The organism is Cupriavidus gilardii, from assembly GCF_013314895.1.
Taxonomy (GTDB): domain Bacteria; phylum Pseudomonadota; class Gammaproteobacteria; order Burkholderiales; family Burkholderiaceae; genus Cupriavidus; species Cupriavidus gilardii_C.
In genome coordinates, this window is record NZ_JABTYE010000016.1 from 1 (window position 1) to 16,302 (window position 16,302).

Annotated in this window: 18 protein-coding genes; 8 read left to right on the forward strand and 10 right to left on the reverse strand. The window is 66.8% G+C overall.

What is annotated here, in order from left to right; translation table 11 throughout:
• From HTY53_RS16135 to HTY53_RS16160, 6 genes are all read right to left on the reverse strand, one after another.
• A partial coding sequence (locus HTY53_RS16135; RefSeq protein WP_174107618.1) for a hypothetical protein occupies positions 1 to 205 on the reverse strand: 205 nt, incomplete at its 3' end.
• A 189-nt stretch (positions 206 to 394) separates the two neighbouring features.
• On the reverse strand, positions 395 to 901 hold the full coding sequence (locus HTY53_RS16140; protein WP_174107619.1) for a hypothetical protein: 507 nt from the start codon (positions 899 to 901) through the stop codon (positions 395 to 397).
• Positions 891 to 2,186 carry a zinc metallochaperone GTPase ZigA gene (gene zigA, locus HTY53_RS16145; RefSeq protein ID WP_174107620.1) on the reverse strand — a complete coding sequence of 432 codons (1,296 nt, stop codon included), beginning with the start codon at positions 2,184 to 2,186 and terminating at the stop codon, positions 891 to 893. Before zigA ends, HTY53_RS16140 begins: the two co-directional genes overlap by 11 nt.
• Before the next feature lie 247 nt (positions 2,187 to 2,433).
• The gene (gene dksA, locus HTY53_RS16150; RefSeq protein ID WP_144833041.1) at positions 2,434 to 2,853 is read right to left on the reverse strand and encodes an RNA polymerase-binding protein DksA; all 420 of its coding nucleotides are present in this window, start codon (positions 2,851 to 2,853) and stop codon (positions 2,434 to 2,436) included.
• A gap of 678 nt (positions 2,854 to 3,531) precedes the next feature.
• Positions 3,532 to 4,629, reverse strand: coding sequence for a CobW family GTP-binding protein (locus HTY53_RS16155; protein WP_174107621.1), 1,098 nt, complete (start codon positions 4,627 to 4,629; stop codon positions 3,532 to 3,534).
• Positions 4,617 to 5,186 (reverse strand): Fur family transcriptional regulator, encoded by a 570-nt coding sequence (locus tag HTY53_RS16160; RefSeq protein ID WP_174107622.1) that lies wholly within the window; start codon positions 5,184 to 5,186, stop codon positions 4,617 to 4,619. Before HTY53_RS16160 ends, HTY53_RS16155 begins: the two co-directional genes overlap by 13 nt.
• 227 nt (positions 5,187 to 5,413) lie before the next feature.
• Between HTY53_RS16160 and glgX the strand changes: the two genes are divergently transcribed.
• Both glgX and HTY53_RS16170 read left to right on the forward strand, forming a co-directional pair.
• Complete coding sequence (gene glgX, locus HTY53_RS16165; protein WP_174107623.1) at positions 5,414 to 7,603, forward strand: glycogen debranching protein GlgX; 2,190 nt, start codon at positions 5,414 to 5,416, stop codon at positions 7,601 to 7,603.
• A 327-nt stretch (positions 7,604 to 7,930) separates the two neighbouring features.
• A complete protein-coding gene (locus HTY53_RS16170) occupies positions 7,931 to 8,917 on the forward strand; it encodes a tripartite tricarboxylate transporter substrate-binding protein (RefSeq protein ID WP_174107624.1) in 987 nt (328 codons plus the stop codon).
• Between the two features lie 118 nt (positions 8,918 to 9,035).
• Here the strand turns inward: HTY53_RS16170 and HTY53_RS16175 are convergent, their stop codons facing one another.
• Positions 9,036 to 9,317, reverse strand: coding sequence for a type II toxin-antitoxin system YafQ family toxin (locus HTY53_RS16175; RefSeq protein WP_174107625.1), 282 nt, complete (start codon positions 9,315 to 9,317; stop codon positions 9,036 to 9,038).
• A complete protein-coding gene (locus HTY53_RS16180) occupies positions 9,304 to 9,570 on the reverse strand; it encodes a type II toxin-antitoxin system RelB/DinJ family antitoxin (protein ID WP_174107626.1) in 267 nt (88 codons plus the stop codon). The genes HTY53_RS16175 and HTY53_RS16180 overlap by 14 nt, the downstream gene beginning before the upstream one ends.
• Before the next feature lie 289 nt (positions 9,571 to 9,859).
• On the opposite strand from HTY53_RS16180, the gene hslV reads away from it, so the two are divergent.
• The 5 genes from hslV (at position 9,860) to HTY53_RS16205 (ending at position 13,514) form a co-directional block, all read left to right on the forward strand.
• Complete coding sequence (gene hslV / locus HTY53_RS16185; RefSeq protein ID WP_174107627.1) at positions 9,860 to 10,396, forward strand: ATP-dependent protease subunit HslV; 537 nt, start codon at positions 9,860 to 9,862, stop codon at positions 10,394 to 10,396.
• Positions 10,397 to 10,512: 116 nt separating this feature from the next.
• The gene (gene hslU / locus HTY53_RS16190) at positions 10,513 to 11,844 is read left to right on the forward strand and encodes an ATP-dependent protease ATPase subunit HslU (protein WP_174107628.1); all 1,332 of its coding nucleotides are present in this window, start codon (positions 10,513 to 10,515) and stop codon (positions 11,842 to 11,844) included.
• Between the two features lie 280 nt (positions 11,845 to 12,124).
• Positions 12,125 to 12,709 (forward strand): hypothetical protein, encoded by a 585-nt coding sequence (locus HTY53_RS16195; protein ID WP_174107629.1) that lies wholly within the window; start codon positions 12,125 to 12,127, stop codon positions 12,707 to 12,709.
• Between the two features lie 131 nt (positions 12,710 to 12,840).
• Positions 12,841 to 13,044: a CsbD family protein gene (locus HTY53_RS16200; RefSeq protein WP_023264984.1), complete on the forward strand. Its 204-nt coding sequence runs from the start codon at positions 12,841 to 12,843 to the stop codon at positions 13,042 to 13,044.
• Between the two features lie 152 nt (positions 13,045 to 13,196).
• A complete protein-coding gene (locus HTY53_RS16205) occupies positions 13,197 to 13,514 on the forward strand; it encodes a hypothetical protein (RefSeq protein ID WP_174107630.1) in 318 nt (105 codons plus the stop codon).
• Positions 13,515 to 13,592: 78 nt separating this feature from the next.
• On the opposite strand, the gene HTY53_RS16210 is transcribed toward HTY53_RS16205, so the two are convergent.
• Both HTY53_RS16210 and HTY53_RS16215 read right to left on the reverse strand, forming a co-directional pair.
• Positions 13,593 to 14,219, reverse strand: coding sequence for a response regulator transcription factor (locus tag HTY53_RS16210; protein ID WP_174107631.1), 627 nt, complete (start codon positions 14,217 to 14,219; stop codon positions 13,593 to 13,595).
• Positions 14,216 to 15,583, reverse strand: a complete 1,368-nt coding sequence (locus tag HTY53_RS16215; RefSeq protein ID WP_174107632.1) for an ATP-binding protein — start codon at positions 15,581 to 15,583, stop codon at positions 14,216 to 14,218. The genes HTY53_RS16210 and HTY53_RS16215 overlap by 4 nt, the downstream gene beginning before the upstream one ends.
• A 244-nt stretch (positions 15,584 to 15,827) precedes the next feature.
• Between HTY53_RS16215 and HTY53_RS16220 the strand changes: the two genes are divergently transcribed.
• Positions 15,828 to 16,298, forward strand: coding sequence for a copper chaperone PCu(A)C (locus HTY53_RS16220; protein WP_174107633.1), 471 nt, complete (start codon positions 15,828 to 15,830; stop codon positions 16,296 to 16,298).
• Positions 16,299 to 16,302: the final 4 nt, after the last annotated feature.

The following is a 16,302-nucleotide window of genomic DNA, read 5'->3' on the forward strand; positions in this document are numbered from 1 at the left end:
GGTCGGCAGCGGGCGCGGCGGCAGGGGCAGTCTGGCCCCACGCGCCGGGCGCCGCCAGGCACAGCGCGACGGCGGCCAGCGGGGTCAGGCGGACGCCAAGCCGATGCGTCAGGTGTTGCAGAAGATCGTACGTCGGGCGGGCGGATTGGCGCACGGATTGGCGCACGGATTGGCGCGCGGTGTTGCGTTGCAGGGTCGAATTCATGGCTCGCGATGCGAAGAACATCGGGGGGCGATCGGTCGTGATCGGTCACGATGCGTCGTGCACGGCGCGGCCGGCGCAGCGCGGCGCGCCTCGCCGCGATGGCATGGGAGCGCCGGCGTATGACCGGTCAGCGTGAACGAACGTCGGGATCGCCGGGATCGTCGACAACCGGCCGCGGGGCGGCCGGGCTCAGGCGAAGGCGAGCGAAGAGGGCGGGGCGCGCGTCAGGAAACTGCGCTGTGGCGGCAGGTGTGGCCAACGCCAGGTGATGCCGGGCGGCACCAGCGGCTTGCCGTGCGACAGCAGCGGCATCGGCGGTGCGCCGCAGGCGCCGGCGGCTTGCGTGGCGGCGTCGAACAGCACACAGGAGTGAGTCAGCAGGCGCGGGCTGTCCGAGGCATGGCCGTCGGTGCTTGTATCGGCGGCGGCGACAGTATTGGCAGCAGTATTGGCAACGGTATCGGCAAGCCAAGCGTGATCCCGCGCGGCCGGCGCCGTTGCAGCGAGAGCCTGCAATGTCCGGCCGGTCAAAGCCAGGCCGGCAGGCGAGCCACCATAGCCGCCGTGCTGAACGCGGTGAACCAGGCCGGCGTGCTGCGCCAGCAACAGGCACAGCACCAGCCAGACGGCCCACAGCCCGCCGGTCCGGCGGTCCGTGCCCCGGCGCCGCAGCGCGCGCAGCCAATCAGTGCGCATGACCGCCATCGGGATCGCAGTCGCAGGGGCCGCCATCGTGGTGATGGTGCTCGTGATCCCCGTCGTCGAAGGCATCTTCCCAGCTGGGGAACGGATCGTCGTAAGCGGCCCAGACCTCGGGACCGGCCGCCATCTCATCGTCGGTCAGCAGGCAGGCATCGAGCGCCGCCTCGAGCGCGGCGCGGTCCATGTTCTGGCCGATCAGCACCAGTTCCTGGCGCCGGTCGCCATAGGGTGCCGGCGCCCCGTCGACCTGTGAGTCGGCGCGGATCGCCGACAGCGTCTCGTCGTCCTGCGGCCAGTCGGCGGGATCGACCGCCGCCCACCAGGCACCGGCACCGCCGTGGCGGCACACGCCGCCCGCCTGGCTCCAACTGCCGGCCGCGTCCATGCGGCTCGCCAGCCAGAAAAAGCCCTTCGAGCGCAGCACGTTGCCGTGCTGACGCAGCCATTCCGTATGGATCAGATCGGCGAAACGCAGCGGATGGAACGGGCGCCGGCGCCGGTAGACGAAGCTGCCGATACCGTAGGCCTCGGTCTCGGGCACGTGTTCGCCGCGCAGCTCCGCCTGCCAGCCGGGCGCTGCCGCGGCGGCTTCGAAGTCGAAGCGGCCGGTGTCCAGCACCTTGTCGAGCGGCACGCGGCCGAAGCTGGCCGGCACGATCTCGGCGCGCGGGTTCAGCGCATGCAGCAGCGCCATCAGCCGCTCGCGTTCGGTTTCGTCGATCAGATCGATCTTGTTCAGCACGATCACGTCGCAGAACTCGACCTGCTCGATCAGCAGATCGACCACGGTGCGGTCGTCCTCGTCGTCGCGTGCCTGGCCGCGGTCGCGCAGATAGTCGGCCTCGTCGAAGTCCTGCAGGAAGTGCGCGGCGTCGACCACGGTGACGATGGTGTCGAGCCGGGCCAGACTGTCGAGCGCATGGCCGTGCTCGTCTTCGAACGTGAAAGTCTCGGCGATCGGCAGCGGTTCGGCGACGCCGGTCGATTCGACCAGCAGATAGTCGAAGCGGCCCTCTCGCGCCAGTGCGGCGATCTCGACCAGCAAGTCCTCGCGCAGCGTGCAGCAGATGCAGCCGTTGGACAGCTCGACCAGCCGCTCGCCGGCGTGCGCGAGCACGCCTTCGCCGACCAGGCGCGCATCGATGTTGACGTCGGCCAGATCGTTGACGATGACCGCCACGCGCTTGCCTTCGCGGTTGGCCAGCACATGCTGCAGCAGCGTGGTCTTGCCGGCGCCGAGGAAGCCGGCCAATACGGTGACGGGAAGACGGTCGGCCATGGCGATCTGGAGGTGGGGGATGTCGCGCGGCGACGCGACAAGGGCCGCGGTCAGCTTATTGCAACAAGGTTGCGACTGTAGCAGAAATGCGCTGCCACGGCACTCTTGCTGTGGCCTCGCGGCGACGCATCGGGCTTGTGTCGGGCTTGTCGGGCTTGTCGGGCTTGCGTCGGCTGCGCGTCGCGCTCAAAAGCAAAACGGCCCGGTGTTCCGGGCCGTCGTCAGCGCAGAGCGAGGGGCGCAGGCCTCAATCGCCGAACAGCTTCTGGCGCAGTTCGCGGCGCTGCTGCGCTTCCAGCGACAGCGTCGCGGTCGGACGGGCCAGCAGCCGCGGCACGCCGATCGGCTCGCCGGTTTCCTCGCACCAGCCGTATTCGCCCGATTCGATGCGGGCCAGCGACTGTTCGACCTTCTTCAGCAGCTTGCGCTCGCGATCGCGCGTGCGCAGCTCCAGGGCATGTTCTTCTTCGATCGTGGCGCGGTCCGCCGGATCCGGCACGATGACCGTTTCGCGCAGATGTTCGGTGGTCTGGTCGGCGTTCTTCAGGATTTCGTCGCGCAGCTGTTCAAGGCGGTTCTTGAAAAAGGCCAGTTGGGCCTCGTTCATGTAGTCCTTGTCGTCCATCTTCAGGATTTCAGCTTCAGTCAGAAGTTTATTGCTGCTCATGGTTGCTGCTGATTCTCTTGTTGATGCGACCGGCGGCGTCGTGTTCCGCGCGGATGCAGTGTCGGTCCGCTTGCGCGGTTCGACCGTTTCACTCTGGCTGGCTGCAGTCTTGCTGCTTCGCGTGCCTCCCTTTGCCGCTCCGGTACCGGCCTGCGCCGAGCCGTTCCGGGGGGTAGGCGCAGCTTGCTGTCCCTGCGCCTTTGTCGTGTCGGCCGCAGCACCAGCGGTCTTGCTGCGGCTTTCTTTGGTTTTTGCTGCGGCTACCATGGGATCCCTTTCTCGGCGTCGGTCGACATCGGTCGGCGTCGTTGCCCCAGCGGCAACGCCCTGAACGTTGCGGCACGAGATCCCGCGCGTCGACGGCCATCGCACGAGCACAGCGGCCGCACCCGAGGACGGCCGTCTGATGCTGACGACAACCGCCGTCCTGCATACGACACGGGCGGCGGCAAGACCGCGCTGCCCGCATCACATCCGGCTTATTGTACTTGAACAAATTACCAGGAGATACGGTGGAAAACCGGACCGGATATTCGGTGTTTCACCGAGCGGCGCGCCCCGCGTATGACCATGCGGCAGCGGCGCCGTGTCACCCGTCCGGGTGCCGCAGCGCGGCAAGCAGGCCGCCCGCATGGCCGGAACCGAGGCCCGGAGCGGGTCTGCGGCGGTCACCGATAATCAGGCGAGGCAGTTGGCCAGGCCCTTGAGAATGGCGTCCTTGGGCAGGTCGACGCCGATGAACACCATTTTGGTGCCGGGCGTTTCGTCTTCCCATTTGCCGCCGATGTCGCTGCCCATCAGCTGGTGCACGCCCTGGAATACCACCTTGCGGTCGACCCCTTCCATATAGAGCACGCCCTTGTAGCGCAGCAGCTTCTCGCCGTAGACGGTCAGGATCCCGGACAGGAATTCCTCGAGCTTGCCGTAGTGGAACGGCTTGTCGCTGCGGAAGACGAACGAGCCGATGCGGTCGGTGTGGTGGTGGTGATGGTGGTGGTTGTGCGCGTGACCGTGGTCGTGTCCATGGTCATGGTTGTGGTCATGATCGTGGTCATGGCCGCAGTCGGTGCCGCAGTGCTCGCCATGCTCGTGGTCATGGTCGTGCTCGTGCTCCTCGGCGCGCAGGAAGTCGGGGTCGATCTCCAGCTTGGCGTTCAGGTTGAAGCCGCGCAGGTCGAAGATCGAGTCGATCGGCGCCTCGCCGAAATGCGCGGTGCCGATCGGCGCGCGCGGATTCATCTGCAGCAGGCGGTGGCGCAGGTCCGCCAGCTCATGCTCCGAGACCAGATCGGCCTTGGTGATGAAGATCGCATCGGCGAAGCCGACCTGGCGCTGCGCCTCTTCCTGCTTGTCGAGCTGCTGGTTGCCGTGCTTGGCATCGACCAGCGTGACCACCGCGTCCAGCAGATAGCGCGAGGCGATCTCGTCGTCCATGAAGAAGGTCTGCGCCACCGGGCCCGGATTGGCCACGCCCGTGGTTTCGATGACGACCCGATCGAAATCGATCTCGCCGGCGTCGCGGCGGCCGATCAGGTCCGACAGCGCCTGCACCAGATCGCCGCGAATCGTGCAGCAGATGCAGCCGTTGCTCATCTGCACGATCTGTTCGCGGCCGTCCTGCACCAGGATCTCGTTGTCGATGTTTTCCTCGCCGAACTCGTTTTCGATCACGGCGATCTTCATGCCGTGCTGTTCGTTGAGGATGCGCTTGAGCAGCGTGGTTTTGCCGCTGCCGAGAAAGCCTGTCAGGATCGTGACCGGGATCAGTTTGGACATGTTGGTTCTCCGGGATTGGGGGAAGCGTCAGCGGCACGGTCAGTGCCGCCATCGGCGGCACCGTGCGCGGGCGCATCGGCCACGGTGTGCGCACCGCATTCGGCGCAGATGCCGTTGACGGTCAATTCGACGTGTTCGACCGCGAAGCCGCTCGGCACGCGCGGCGCGGCCTGTCGGGGCGGCGCGCTTTCCGCGTCGAGGCAGAAGGTGCGGTCGCAGCGGCTGCAATGGAAATGGCTGTGCCGCCGATGGACCTCGGCGCGCGCCGCCTCATGTTCGATCAGGCTGAAGCGGAAGACGCGGTCGTTGCCGGCGCGCTTCTGCGCCAGCCCCTGCTCGACCAGCCAGTCCAGCACCCGATAGACGGTGACGCGGTCGATCGCGTCGGCGCCGCCCGGAAGACGGTCGATCACGGCCTGATGGGTCAGCGGGAGGCCGCTGTCGATCAGGCACGCCAGGATGCAGACGCGCGGTTGCGTGACGCGCGCACCCAGCGCCCGGAGGCGCTCCTGTGCCGCATCGACGGCGGCCGGCAGGCTGGGAGTGGGCGTAGACATGGGGGCGATTTAACCATAGTGCCCACGGAGATGCAATTCAGTTGCGACAACGGGCGACCCAACAGACGCGCGACGGCCGTGCCGACGCCTCGTCGCGCCCTGTAGTTTTGACAAGGCTGCCGAACCGGTAATGGCAAATATGGGAAGCGGCGACCCCGCTTCATGGCATGCGCGCGGGCATGCGCCGTGCTCCGCACCATCGTTTCCACACGGGAGTGCCGCACGCCATGTCCAATCACACCATCAGCGAAGGCTTGCCGTTTCCCCTGGGCGCCACCTGGGACGGCGACGGCGTCAACTTCGCACTGTTCAGCGCCCACGCCACCAAGGTCGAGCTGTGCCTGTTCGACCAGAACGGAGAACGGGAGATCGAGCGCATCGCGCTGCCCGAATACACCGACGAGGTCTGGCACGTCCGCGTGCAGGGACTGGCGCCGGGCGCGGTCTACGGCTACCGCGTGCACGGGCCGTACGATCCGGCCAACGGCCATCGCTTCAATCCGAACAAGCTGCTGCTCGACCCGTATGCCAGGGCCTACGTCGGCGAGCTGCGCTGGGACCCGGCGGTGTTCGGCTATGAAATGGGCCAGGACGACCTGAGTTTCAGCGAGAGCGACAGTGCGCCCTTCATGCCCAGGTGCCAGGTCGTGGACCAGGCCTTCACCTGGGAGCACCCGTTGAGTGTGCGCGTGCCCTGGGAGCGGACCATCTTCTACGAGACCCATGTGCGCGGCTATACCAAACGGCATCCGGCGGTGCCCGAGGCGATGCGCGGCACCTTCGAGGGGCTGGGCCAGCGCGCGGTGATCGACCATATCAAGGCGCTGGGCGTGACCTCGGTCGAGCTGCTGCCGATCCATGTCTTCCTGAACGACAGCCACCTGCTCGACAAGGGCCTGACCAATTACTGGGGCTACAACACGATCGGCTTCTTCGCGCCCGATCCGCGCTACTTCGCCCGCGGGCCGGGCGCCGTGGCCGAGCTCAAGCAGATGATCGACCGCTTCCACGAGGCCGGGCTCGAGATCATCCTCGACGTGGTCTACAACCACACCGCCGAAGGCAGCGAGCTGGGCGCGACGCTGTCGTTCCGCGGCATCGACAACCTGTCCTATTACCGGCTGATGCCGGACGAGAAGCGCTACTACATCAACGACACGGGCACCGGCAACACGCTGAACCTGTCGCATCCGCGCGTGCTGCAGATGGTGATGGACAGCCTGCGCTACTGGGTCACCGAGATGCAGGTCGACGGTTTCCGCTTCGACCTGGCCACCATCCTCGCGCGCGAGCCCGGCGGCTTCGACTACGGCAGCGGCTTCCTGAAGGCCTGCCGCCAGGATCCGATCCTGTCCAGCGTCAAGTTGATCGCCGAGCCGTGGGACTGCGGCCCCGGTGGCTACCAGGTCGGCGGCTTTCCGCCCGGATGGGCCGAATGGAACGACAAGTTCCGCGACACGGTGCGCGACTTCTGGCGCGGCGAGGAGGGCGTTGCCCCGGAACTGGCGGCGCGGGTGACTGCCTCCGGCGACAAGTTCAACCACAGCGGGCGCCGGCCCTGGGCCAGCGTCAACTTCATCACCGCGCACGACGGCTTCACGCTGCACGACCTGGTCTCGTACAACGACAAGCACAACGACGCCAACGGCGAGGACAACAACGACGGCACCAGCGACAACCGCTCCTGGAACTGCGGCGCCGAAGGGCCGACCGACGACCCCGACATCGGCGAGCTGCGCGAGCGCCAGAAGCGCAATCTGCTGGCCACGCTGCTGTTCTCGCAAGGCACGCCGATGATGGTGGCCGGCGACGAGTTCGGCCGCACCCAGCAGGGCAACAACAACGCCTACTGCCAGGACAACGAGATCAGCTGGGTCGACTGGGAGATCGACGAGCGCGGCCGCGCCCTGATCGAGTTCGTGCGCAAGCTGACCACGCTGCGGCGCGCGCTGCCGGTGCTGCGGCGGGGCCGTTTCCTGACCGGCGAGGTCGACGAGGAACTGGCCATAGCCGACGTCAAGTGGATCAGCGCCGCGGGCGACGAACTGACGCCGGAACACTGGGACGATGCCTCGATGCGCTGCTTCGGCCTGGTCATCGACGGCCGCGCGCGGGCCACCGGCATCCGCCGGCCGGCCTCGGACGCGACGCTGCTGCTGGTATTCAACGCCTATCACGACATGGTCGAGTTCACCTTGCCGCAGATTCCCGGCAGCGACCAGTGGACCTGCCTGATCGACACCAATATGCCGGTGCGCGAGGAACTGCCGGAGTTCTCGTCCGGGGACGTCTACCAGGTCACGGGGCGCTCGCTGCTGCTGTTCGCCCTCGAGGCGCGCGGCGCGACGCGGCGGGTGTTCGAGCGGCTGGAAGGCGTGCTGACCGAGGACGTCGAGCCAGGCCGCGGTACGCAATGACATCGATCCGGGGCCGACTCGGGGAGCCGGCGTGCGACCCGCTTCGGCCCTGCCTCGGCCTTGCCTTGGCCCTGCTTCGGCCTGTTTGGTCCTGATTCGCCCCTGATCTGGTCCTGATTCGCCCCCGCTTTGGCTGTCGTTCCGTACCCGCTTCGGCCCCGCTTCGGCCCCGCTTCGGCCCGGGTATTTCCTGATATTTCGGGTAAGTCGCCGTTGATAGCATGGCGGCTCCAAGCCGCGGCCTCCGGTGAGGCGGCCCACGCCGCCACGGTGGCTGGGCGGCATGGCAGTCTGCACGACGGGAAGTCGGGGAAATCAGGAGAAATAATGAAACACGTTGCAAAAACCGTGGCCGCCGCCCTCGCGGCCGCCGCATTGGGTCTGCCTGGCGTGGTACAGGCGCAGGATTACCCGGGCAGCCGGCCGGTCTCGGCCGTGGTGCCGTTCGCCGCGGGCGGCCCGACCGACAAGGTGGCGCGCGAGCTGGCGCAGGTCATGTCCAAGCATCTGGGCGCGACCATCGTGATCGAGAACCTCGGCGGGGCCGGCGGCACGATCGGCGCGAAGAAGGTGGCCCAGTCGAAGAACGACGGCCACACCGTGCTGATCCACCATATCGGCATGTCGACCGCCCCGGCGCTGTACCGCAACCTGGGCTTCGATCCGCTGAAGGACTTCGAGTACATCGGCGAAATCGCCGACGTGCCGATGGTGCTGGTCGGCAACAAGAACCTGCCGCCGAACACGCTGAAGGACCTGCTGCCGTACATCAAGGCCAACGCCAGCAAGCTCTCGCTCGCCAACGCCGGCATCGGCTCGGCCTCGCACCTGTGCGGCCTGCTGTTCCAGAGCGCGATCCAGACCGAACTGACCACGGTCCCGTACAAGGGCACCGCGCCGGCGCTGACCGATATCCTGGGCGGCCAGGTCAACCTGATGTGCGACCAGACCACCAACATCGCCGGCCAACTCAAGGCCAATGCGCTCAAGCCCTATGCCGCGATGCAGCCGCGCCGCGTCGAGGCGTTCAAGGACATCCCGACCGCTGCCGAGCAGGGCCTGTCGAACATCGAGGTCAAGATCTGGCACGCGATGTACGCACCCAAGGGCACGCCGCAGCCGGTGATCGAGAAGCTGTCGGCGGCGCTGCAGAAGTCGGTGACCGACCCGGGCTTCCGCGCCAAGATGGCCGAGCTGGGCGCCGAAGCGGTACCGGCCCAGCGCGCCACGCCGGATTCGCTGAAGACCTTCCTCGGCAACGAAATCAACAAGTGGACCCCGGTGATTCGCAAGGCCGGCGTCTATGCGGACTGAGTCGAGGCGACGCTGACCGATTCGCCGCCGCTGCGTTCCGCGCAGCGCGGCGGCGGAACGGCATCCGAGGCCACGCGGCAGCGCGTGGCCTTTTTGTTTGCCCATCTCGCCGATTGCGCTACAAGCCGAGCTCGCTATGTGAGCCGAGCCGGACCAGCTGCAGCGTATCGTCGTCGGGCTTGCTGTAGATCAGCACCAGGTCCGGGCGGATGTGGCAATCCCGAAAATCCTTCCACTGGCCGGTCAATGCGTGGTCCCGATGTCTGGCGGGCAACGATCGGTCGTTTGCCAGCGCTGTGACCACTTCCTCGAAATCCGCATCCAACGTCGCGCGATACGGACCTCTCTTCTCTCGCTTGAAATCCCGTTTGAACTGCCCTGTCAGCTCAATCGTCCTCATTCTCCAAATCCGCCATCAATGCCTCGACGGACGAGAATTTGCGCAGGCCACGAGCCCGCGCTTCCTTCATCGCCGCGATCGTCGTCGGGTTGGGCGTCACCAGTTCGAAGGGAAGGGCCTTGTCATGCGCGACGCGGGTCAGCGTCATGCGGACGACGTCCGAAACGGACAGTCCCATTGCTTCCAACACGATCGAGGCTTCCTCTTTGATATCCGCGTCGACGCGAGCGCGGACAAACGTAGTGCTTGCCATGGTGGTTTCCCTTTGCTGCTTGGTCGTCGGTAACGGAATCCCTCGGAATAGATAGGGATGAAGTCGAAAGAAGCCAGGTGCGGCGATGGATCGACGGGGATTCCTGAGGCGCAGTGTAGCTCAATTGAGCAACAAGGCAAGGGAAGTTGGGCGGAGCCGCCGCGGGCTTGGGATCACACTTTGCGCCACAGGACCGGCGTCTATATTGGTGGAACCCACCCGGCGCCCGCCTCTTGAATTCGACGACGGCGCCGCCAAGTAGCTGCCTGAAACCAACTCAGAAGCCACCATGGAACAGTATCACGGCACTACCATCGTCAGCGTCCGGCGCGGCAACCAGGTTGCCCTGGGCGGTGACGGCCAGGTCACTCTCGGCAATATCGTGATGAAGGGCACCGCGCGCAAGGTGCGCCGCATCTACAACGGCAAGGTCCTGGTGGGCTTCGCCGGCAGCACCGCCGATGCGTTCTCGCTGCTGGACCGCTTCGAGGCCAAGCTGGAGAAGTACCAGGGCAATCTGACGCGCGCCGCGGTCGATCTGGCCAAGGACTGGCGTTCCGACCGCGCGCTGCGCCGGCTCGAGGCGATGCTGATTACCGCCGACCGCGACACCACGCTGGTGATCACCGGCAACGGCGACGTGCTCGATCCGGAAGGCGGCATCGCGGCGATCGGCTCGGGCGGTGCCTATGCCCAATCGGCCGCCAAGGCGCTGGTCGAAAACACCGAGCTGCCGCCCAAGGACGTGGTCGAGAAATCGCTGCGCATCGCCGGCGAACTCTGCATCTACACCAACACCAATTTCGTCATCGAGACGCTCGAGTGAGCGTTCGCATGACGCTTCACGCGCGTGAGGCAGGCCTGGCGCACCACCGCGCGGCAGTGCGCCGTGGCGGCGCACCGACCGGCCTTCATTGAACGGATACCCGGATACCGAGACCCATGTCCCACACCATGACTCCGTCGGAAATCGTTTCCGAGCTCGACAAACACATCATTGGCCAGAACAAGGCCAAGAAGGCCGTGGCGGTGGCATTGCGCAACCGCTGGCGGCGCCAGCAGGTGGCCGACCCGCTGCGCCAGGAAATCACGCCGAAGAACATCCTGATGATCGGCCCGACCGGCGTCGGCAAGACCGAGATCGCGCGGCGCCTGGCCAAGCTGGCCGACGCGCCCTTCATCAAGATCGAGGCCACCAAGTTCACCGAGGTCGGCTATGTCGGCCGCGACGTCGACACCATCGTGCGCGATCTGGTCGAAATGGCGATCAAGCAGACCCGCGAGTCCGAGATGAAAAAGGTGCGGACCAAGGCCGAGGATGCCGCCGAGGACCGCCTGCTCGACGTGCTGCTGCCGCCGCCGCGCGACATCGGCTTCGCTCAGCCCGAGGAAAAGGACTCCAACACCCGCCAGGTCTTCCGCAAGAAGCTGCGCGAGGGACAGCTCGACGACAAGGAAGTCGAGCTCGAGGTTGCTGCCGCGGTGCCGAGCCTCGACATCATGGGCCCGCCGGGCATGGAAGACATGACCGAGCAGCTGCGCAGCATGTTCGCCGGCCTGGGGCAGGGCAAGAAGCTGCGCCGCAAGATGAAGGTCAAGGAAGCGTTCAAGCTGCTGATCGACGAGGAAGCGGCCAAGCTCGTCAACGATGACGATCTGAAGCACAAGGCGCTGGCCAATGTCGAGCAGAACGGCATCGTGTTCCTCGACGAGATCGACAAGATCGCCAGCCGCAGCGAACTGGGCGGCGGCGAGGTGTCGCGCCAGGGCGTGCAGCGCGATCTGCTGCCGCTGGTCGAAGGGACCACGGTCAGCACCAAGTACGGCATGGTCCGGACCGACCATATCCTCTTCATCGCTTCGGGCGCGTTCCACCTGTCCAAGCCGAGCGATCTGATTCCCGAGCTGCAGGGCCGCTTCCCGATCCGCGTCGAGCTCGAATCGCTGTCGGTGGCCGACTTCGAGGCGATCCTGACGCAGACCGACGCCAGCCTGACCAAGCAGTACCAGGCGCTGCTGGCGACCGAACAGGTCGAGCTGGTGTTCGCGCCGGACGGCATCCGCCGTCTCGCGGAGATCGCCCACTCGGTCAACGAAAAGGTCGAGAACATCGGCGCGCGCCGGCTGTACACGGTGATGGAACGGCTGCTCGAGGACCTGTCGTTCCACGCCACCCGCTCGAGCGGCGAAACCGTGACGATCGACGCCGCCTATGTCGATGAACGGCTGGGCGATCTGTCGGCCAACGAGGACCTGTCGCGCTACGTGCTGTAACCGCGACGGGCGGGCCGACCTGAAGCCCGCTCCAAAGTCGCTCCATGAGGTAACGCGATGAAGTGCGCCTTCTCAGCAATGAGAAGGCGCATTTTTTTGTCTGTTCCGCTCGCCAGTGACGAGTTCTACCCATGTGGGAATCGTCTTACTCGCCTTTCGGAAGCCCCCGCCTGCTTGCAAAAGCGCACCGCACATAACCTTCATATACGACGAGACAGCAAGGCGAACGTCGTCGTCGTCCTTGCGAACTCAAACCGATCGACAACGACAGGAGCGCGACATGATGAAGAAATGGCTGTCTGCTGCAGTGTGTTCGATGATGGTTGCCGCACCGGCAGGCTTTGCGCTGGCGCAGAGCGCGCCGTCGGGTGCCCGCGCCGACTATGACGCCGCCGTTTCGCGGGCGGACGCGGACTACAAGAATGCGAAGACGAAGTGCGATGCCCTGAAGGACAACGCCGAGGACGTCTGCGAGGCCGAGGCGAAGCGCGATCGCGACGTGGCGAAGGCCGAGGCCGAAGCGCGCCGCGACGGTACCGAGGCCGCCCGCGCCAAGGTGCTCAAGGTCAAGGCCGACCGCGAATACGAAGTCGCGAAGGAACGCTGCGACGACAAGAAGGGCAATGACAAGGACGTCTGTGTGAAGGAAGCCAAGACGGCGCACGAGAAGGCGCTGGGCGAGGCCAAGACGACCCGCGCGGCTGCCGGCGGCGGTACGCGCACCGACGTGGCGGAAGCACGCCGCGAGGCTCGCAAGGACACCAGCGACGCCGCCTACAAGGCGGACAAGGAGAAGTGCGACGCGATGTCGGGCGACGCCAAGGACCGCTGCGAGGCCGACGTCAAGGCGAAGTACAACCGCTGATGCATTCCGGCCGCGGCTGATGCGGCCGGCTGTAGCGATGGCGAGCAGTGGGCGCGCAGGCGTTGCGAAGGCTCCCGCGCGCTCCCATCGCCTTGTCCATCGACGTATCCATCCAGATTGAGGAGCAGATCATGAACTGGGACCAGATCGAAGGGAAATGGGAGCAGGCCAAGGGCAAGGTCAAGGAGAAGTGGGGCCAGCTGACCGATGACGATCTCACGCAGATCAACGGCAAGCGCGATCAGCTCGCCGGCAAGATCCAGGAGCGCTATGGCTACACCAAGGAGCGCGCCGAAGAGGAAATGCGCGAGTGGGAGCGGGATACCCGCTGGTGACACCGGCCGGCGACATCGGCCGGTGGTGACATCCGTTGACGGCAGGTAAGCCAGGTAAGCGTTGGTAAGCAGGCTGGCACGGTCGCCGCGACGATGAGAAGCTTGCGCCTCGTTAGCGGCTGCAGGATGGCCGTGAGAGCAGGAGGTCCAAAATGAAGCATATCGGGTTGATGTCGGCAGCCGTTCTGGGCGGGCTGGCCGCGGCAACAGCGTTCCTGTGCGCCGTGCCGGATCGCAGCGAGGCCACGCGAATCGACGGCACCGCGGCCGACGGCACCGTCAAGGTCTCGCATGCAGTGTTCGTCAGCGAGTCAGCCGAGTACGGCGCACGCTCGAACCGGCATGCGTTCGACGCGCTTCGGGTTGGCACCACCGGCGCGGCTGGCACGATCGGCACGACCGGCATCGCCAATCGTGCGGCCAACGACGGCGACGACCTCGGCTGGGACTACGTGCAACTGCGCCTGTGAACCGGCGGGCGGCGATGGCCGCGATGCGATGCAAGAAGGGCCTGCGATTGCAGGCCCTTTTTTCGTCCGCTCGATGCCCTAGCGCGACACCGGCCGCTTGGCGAGCTTGCGTTGCAGCGTGCGCCGATGCATGTTCAGCGCGCGCGCCGTCGCCGAGATATTGCCGCCATGTTCGGCCAGCACGCGCTGGATATGCTCCCACTCGAGCCGCGGCACCGATAACGGCAGCGGATCCTCCAGCGCTGCCTCGGCAGCAACCTCCGACACGCCCGACTTGAGCGCGGCAAGGATCGAATCGACATTGGCCGGCTTGGCCAGATATTCGTCGGCCCCTTGTTTGACGGCGGCCACCGCGGTGGCGATGCTGGCGTAGCCGGTCAGCACCAGGATGCGCGCCCTTGGCAGCATCGCGCGCAGCGGCGCCACCAGCTGCAGGCCGGAGTCCGCCGGCGCGGTCACGCCGGCCGCGGGCGCGGCGGCCAGATGCAGATCCAGCGTGACATAGTGAAACGCCGTCTTCTCGGCCATCGCCAGCGCCTGCTGGCGATGGTGTGCGACCTGGACCGCGAAGCCGCGACGCGACAGCGCGCGTGCGAGCGTGTCCGAGAACACGGGGTCGTCGTCGATCACCAGGAAGGGCGCGCCGGCGTCGCTATTGTCGGCGGGGACAGCAGGGGAAAGGGAAGCGCTCGATGTCAGGCTCATGCCGCATGCTCCGATGCATCGGGGTTTGCCGGTAGCCGCAGCTCGGCCACGGTGCCGCCTTCGGGGCGATGCTGCCACAGCAGCCGCCCGCCCATCTGGCGCGCCACGCTCTGCGCCAGATAGGCGCCGATGCCCTGGCCGCCGTGCGTGCTTGCCACCGGCGCCTCCCCCAGCCGCGCGCGCAACGCTGCGGGCATGCCGGTGCCATGGTCGATCACCCGCAGCACCAGTTCGCCGGGTTCGCCGCTCGGTTCCCGCGCGATCGACAGGCGCAACGGCAGATCGCCGCGACCGGCGGCCTGCTGGCTGAGCGCCGCATTGTCGAGCAGGATGGTCAGCATCTGTCCGGTCCGCGCGGGCTCGATCGGCACATATGCGGCCTCCGCGGCGATCGCGGTCTCGACCCGCACCTGCGGATGGCGCAACTGCCAGCCGTCGGCAAAGGCGGGCAGCCACTGCCCTACCGGCTGCAGGGCACTGGCGCGGTTCGCTTCGCGCAGGCGCGCCAGGATGTCGCGGCATAGCGCCAGTTGCTGCTCGACCGTATGCAGGTCGGGCAGGTAGTCGCGTATCGCGGTATTGCCCCGCGTCGGATCGGCGGCGTCGGCGCGCAGCTCGCCGGCGATCACGGCCAGCGTTGCCAGCGGCGTGCCGATCTCGTGCGCGACCGTCGCCGCCTGCGCGTTCAGCGACTCGACCCGCGCCTCGCGCAGCAGCCGCTCGCGCGCGTCGGCCAGTTGCCCTTCGCGCTCGCGCAGCACGCCCGACAGCCGCGCGACGAACAGTGCGATCATCACCGCGCTGGCCACGAAATTGAGCCACATGCCGACCAGGTGGTAGACCACCGCATTGTCCGGGTCGTGCAGATGCAGGGGCACGTATTCGAACAGCATCAGCGAATAGCAGGCCAGCGCGTACAGCGCCAGCGCGACCACCTGCCGCCACGGCACGATCGCTGCGGCCAGTGCCAGCCCGGGCAGATAGAAGGAGACGAAAGGGTTGGTGGCGCCGCCGGTGAAGAACAGGATCGCCGACAGCGCGGTCAGGTCGACCAGCAGCTGGCCCATCAGCTCGGCATCGCCCGGCACCGAGCCGGCGCGCGCATGTTGGCGCAGCCGCCACGCGGTCAGCAGATTGAAGACCGCCTGCAGCACGAAGATCGACAGCAGCGGCCGATAGGGCAACTCCAGCCCGGCCAGCGTTTCGGCCCAGACCAGCAGCAGCCCCTGTCCGCTGAGGATGGCCCAGCGCAGCCAGTACACCCGGCGCAAGCTCAGCAGGCCGTCTCTGCCGGGGCCGGGTGCTCGGGGGGCATGGCCGTCGGAGGCGGCGGCGTGGGCGGCAGCGTGGGCAGGCATCGTCATGCCGCGAGTGTAGCAACGGTGCTGCCCCCGGCCGCCTCGTGCGACACCATGCCGCATTGGTCGCCGCGCGGGGCACTGCCAGACTGGCGGACTGCGCCGCATGCGCCCGTGCATCGTCCCCGTCCCGGTGCCCGTGGCGCGGTGGCCCCGTGGCGGTTCATGTTCTAATCCCGTTTCTACGCGGACTTCCTGCTGCCGCTGGACCGTTTTTCGTTTGAACGAATTGCACCGAGAAAGGATAGAGATGCAAGCCAAGCTGTTCGTCGCCGCCGCCTGCTGCGCGCTGTTTTCCACCGCTGCGCTCGCCCAGGTCGACATCCGCAATGCATGGGCACGCGGCACCGTGCCTGCGCAGACGGCCACCGGCGTCTTCATGACGCTGCACGCGCACCAGAACGCGCGCCTGGTCGGCGTGTCGACGCCCGTGGCGGCGACGGCCGAGGTGCACGAGATGAAGATGGAAGGCAACGTGATGCGGATGCGCGCGCTGGATGCGCTGCCGTTGCCGAAGATGGAAGACGTCGAACTGAAGCCCGGCGGCTATCACGTGATGCTGCTGGGTCTGAAGGCGCCGCTGAACGCCGGCGACAAGGTGCCCGTGACCCTGAAGATCGAGCAGGGCGGCAAGCTGATCGAGCAGCGTGTCGAGGCCGAAGTGCGCGGGCTGACCGCACCGGCCCAGGGCGGCGGCGCGGCCGGCAACCACAAGCACTGAAACA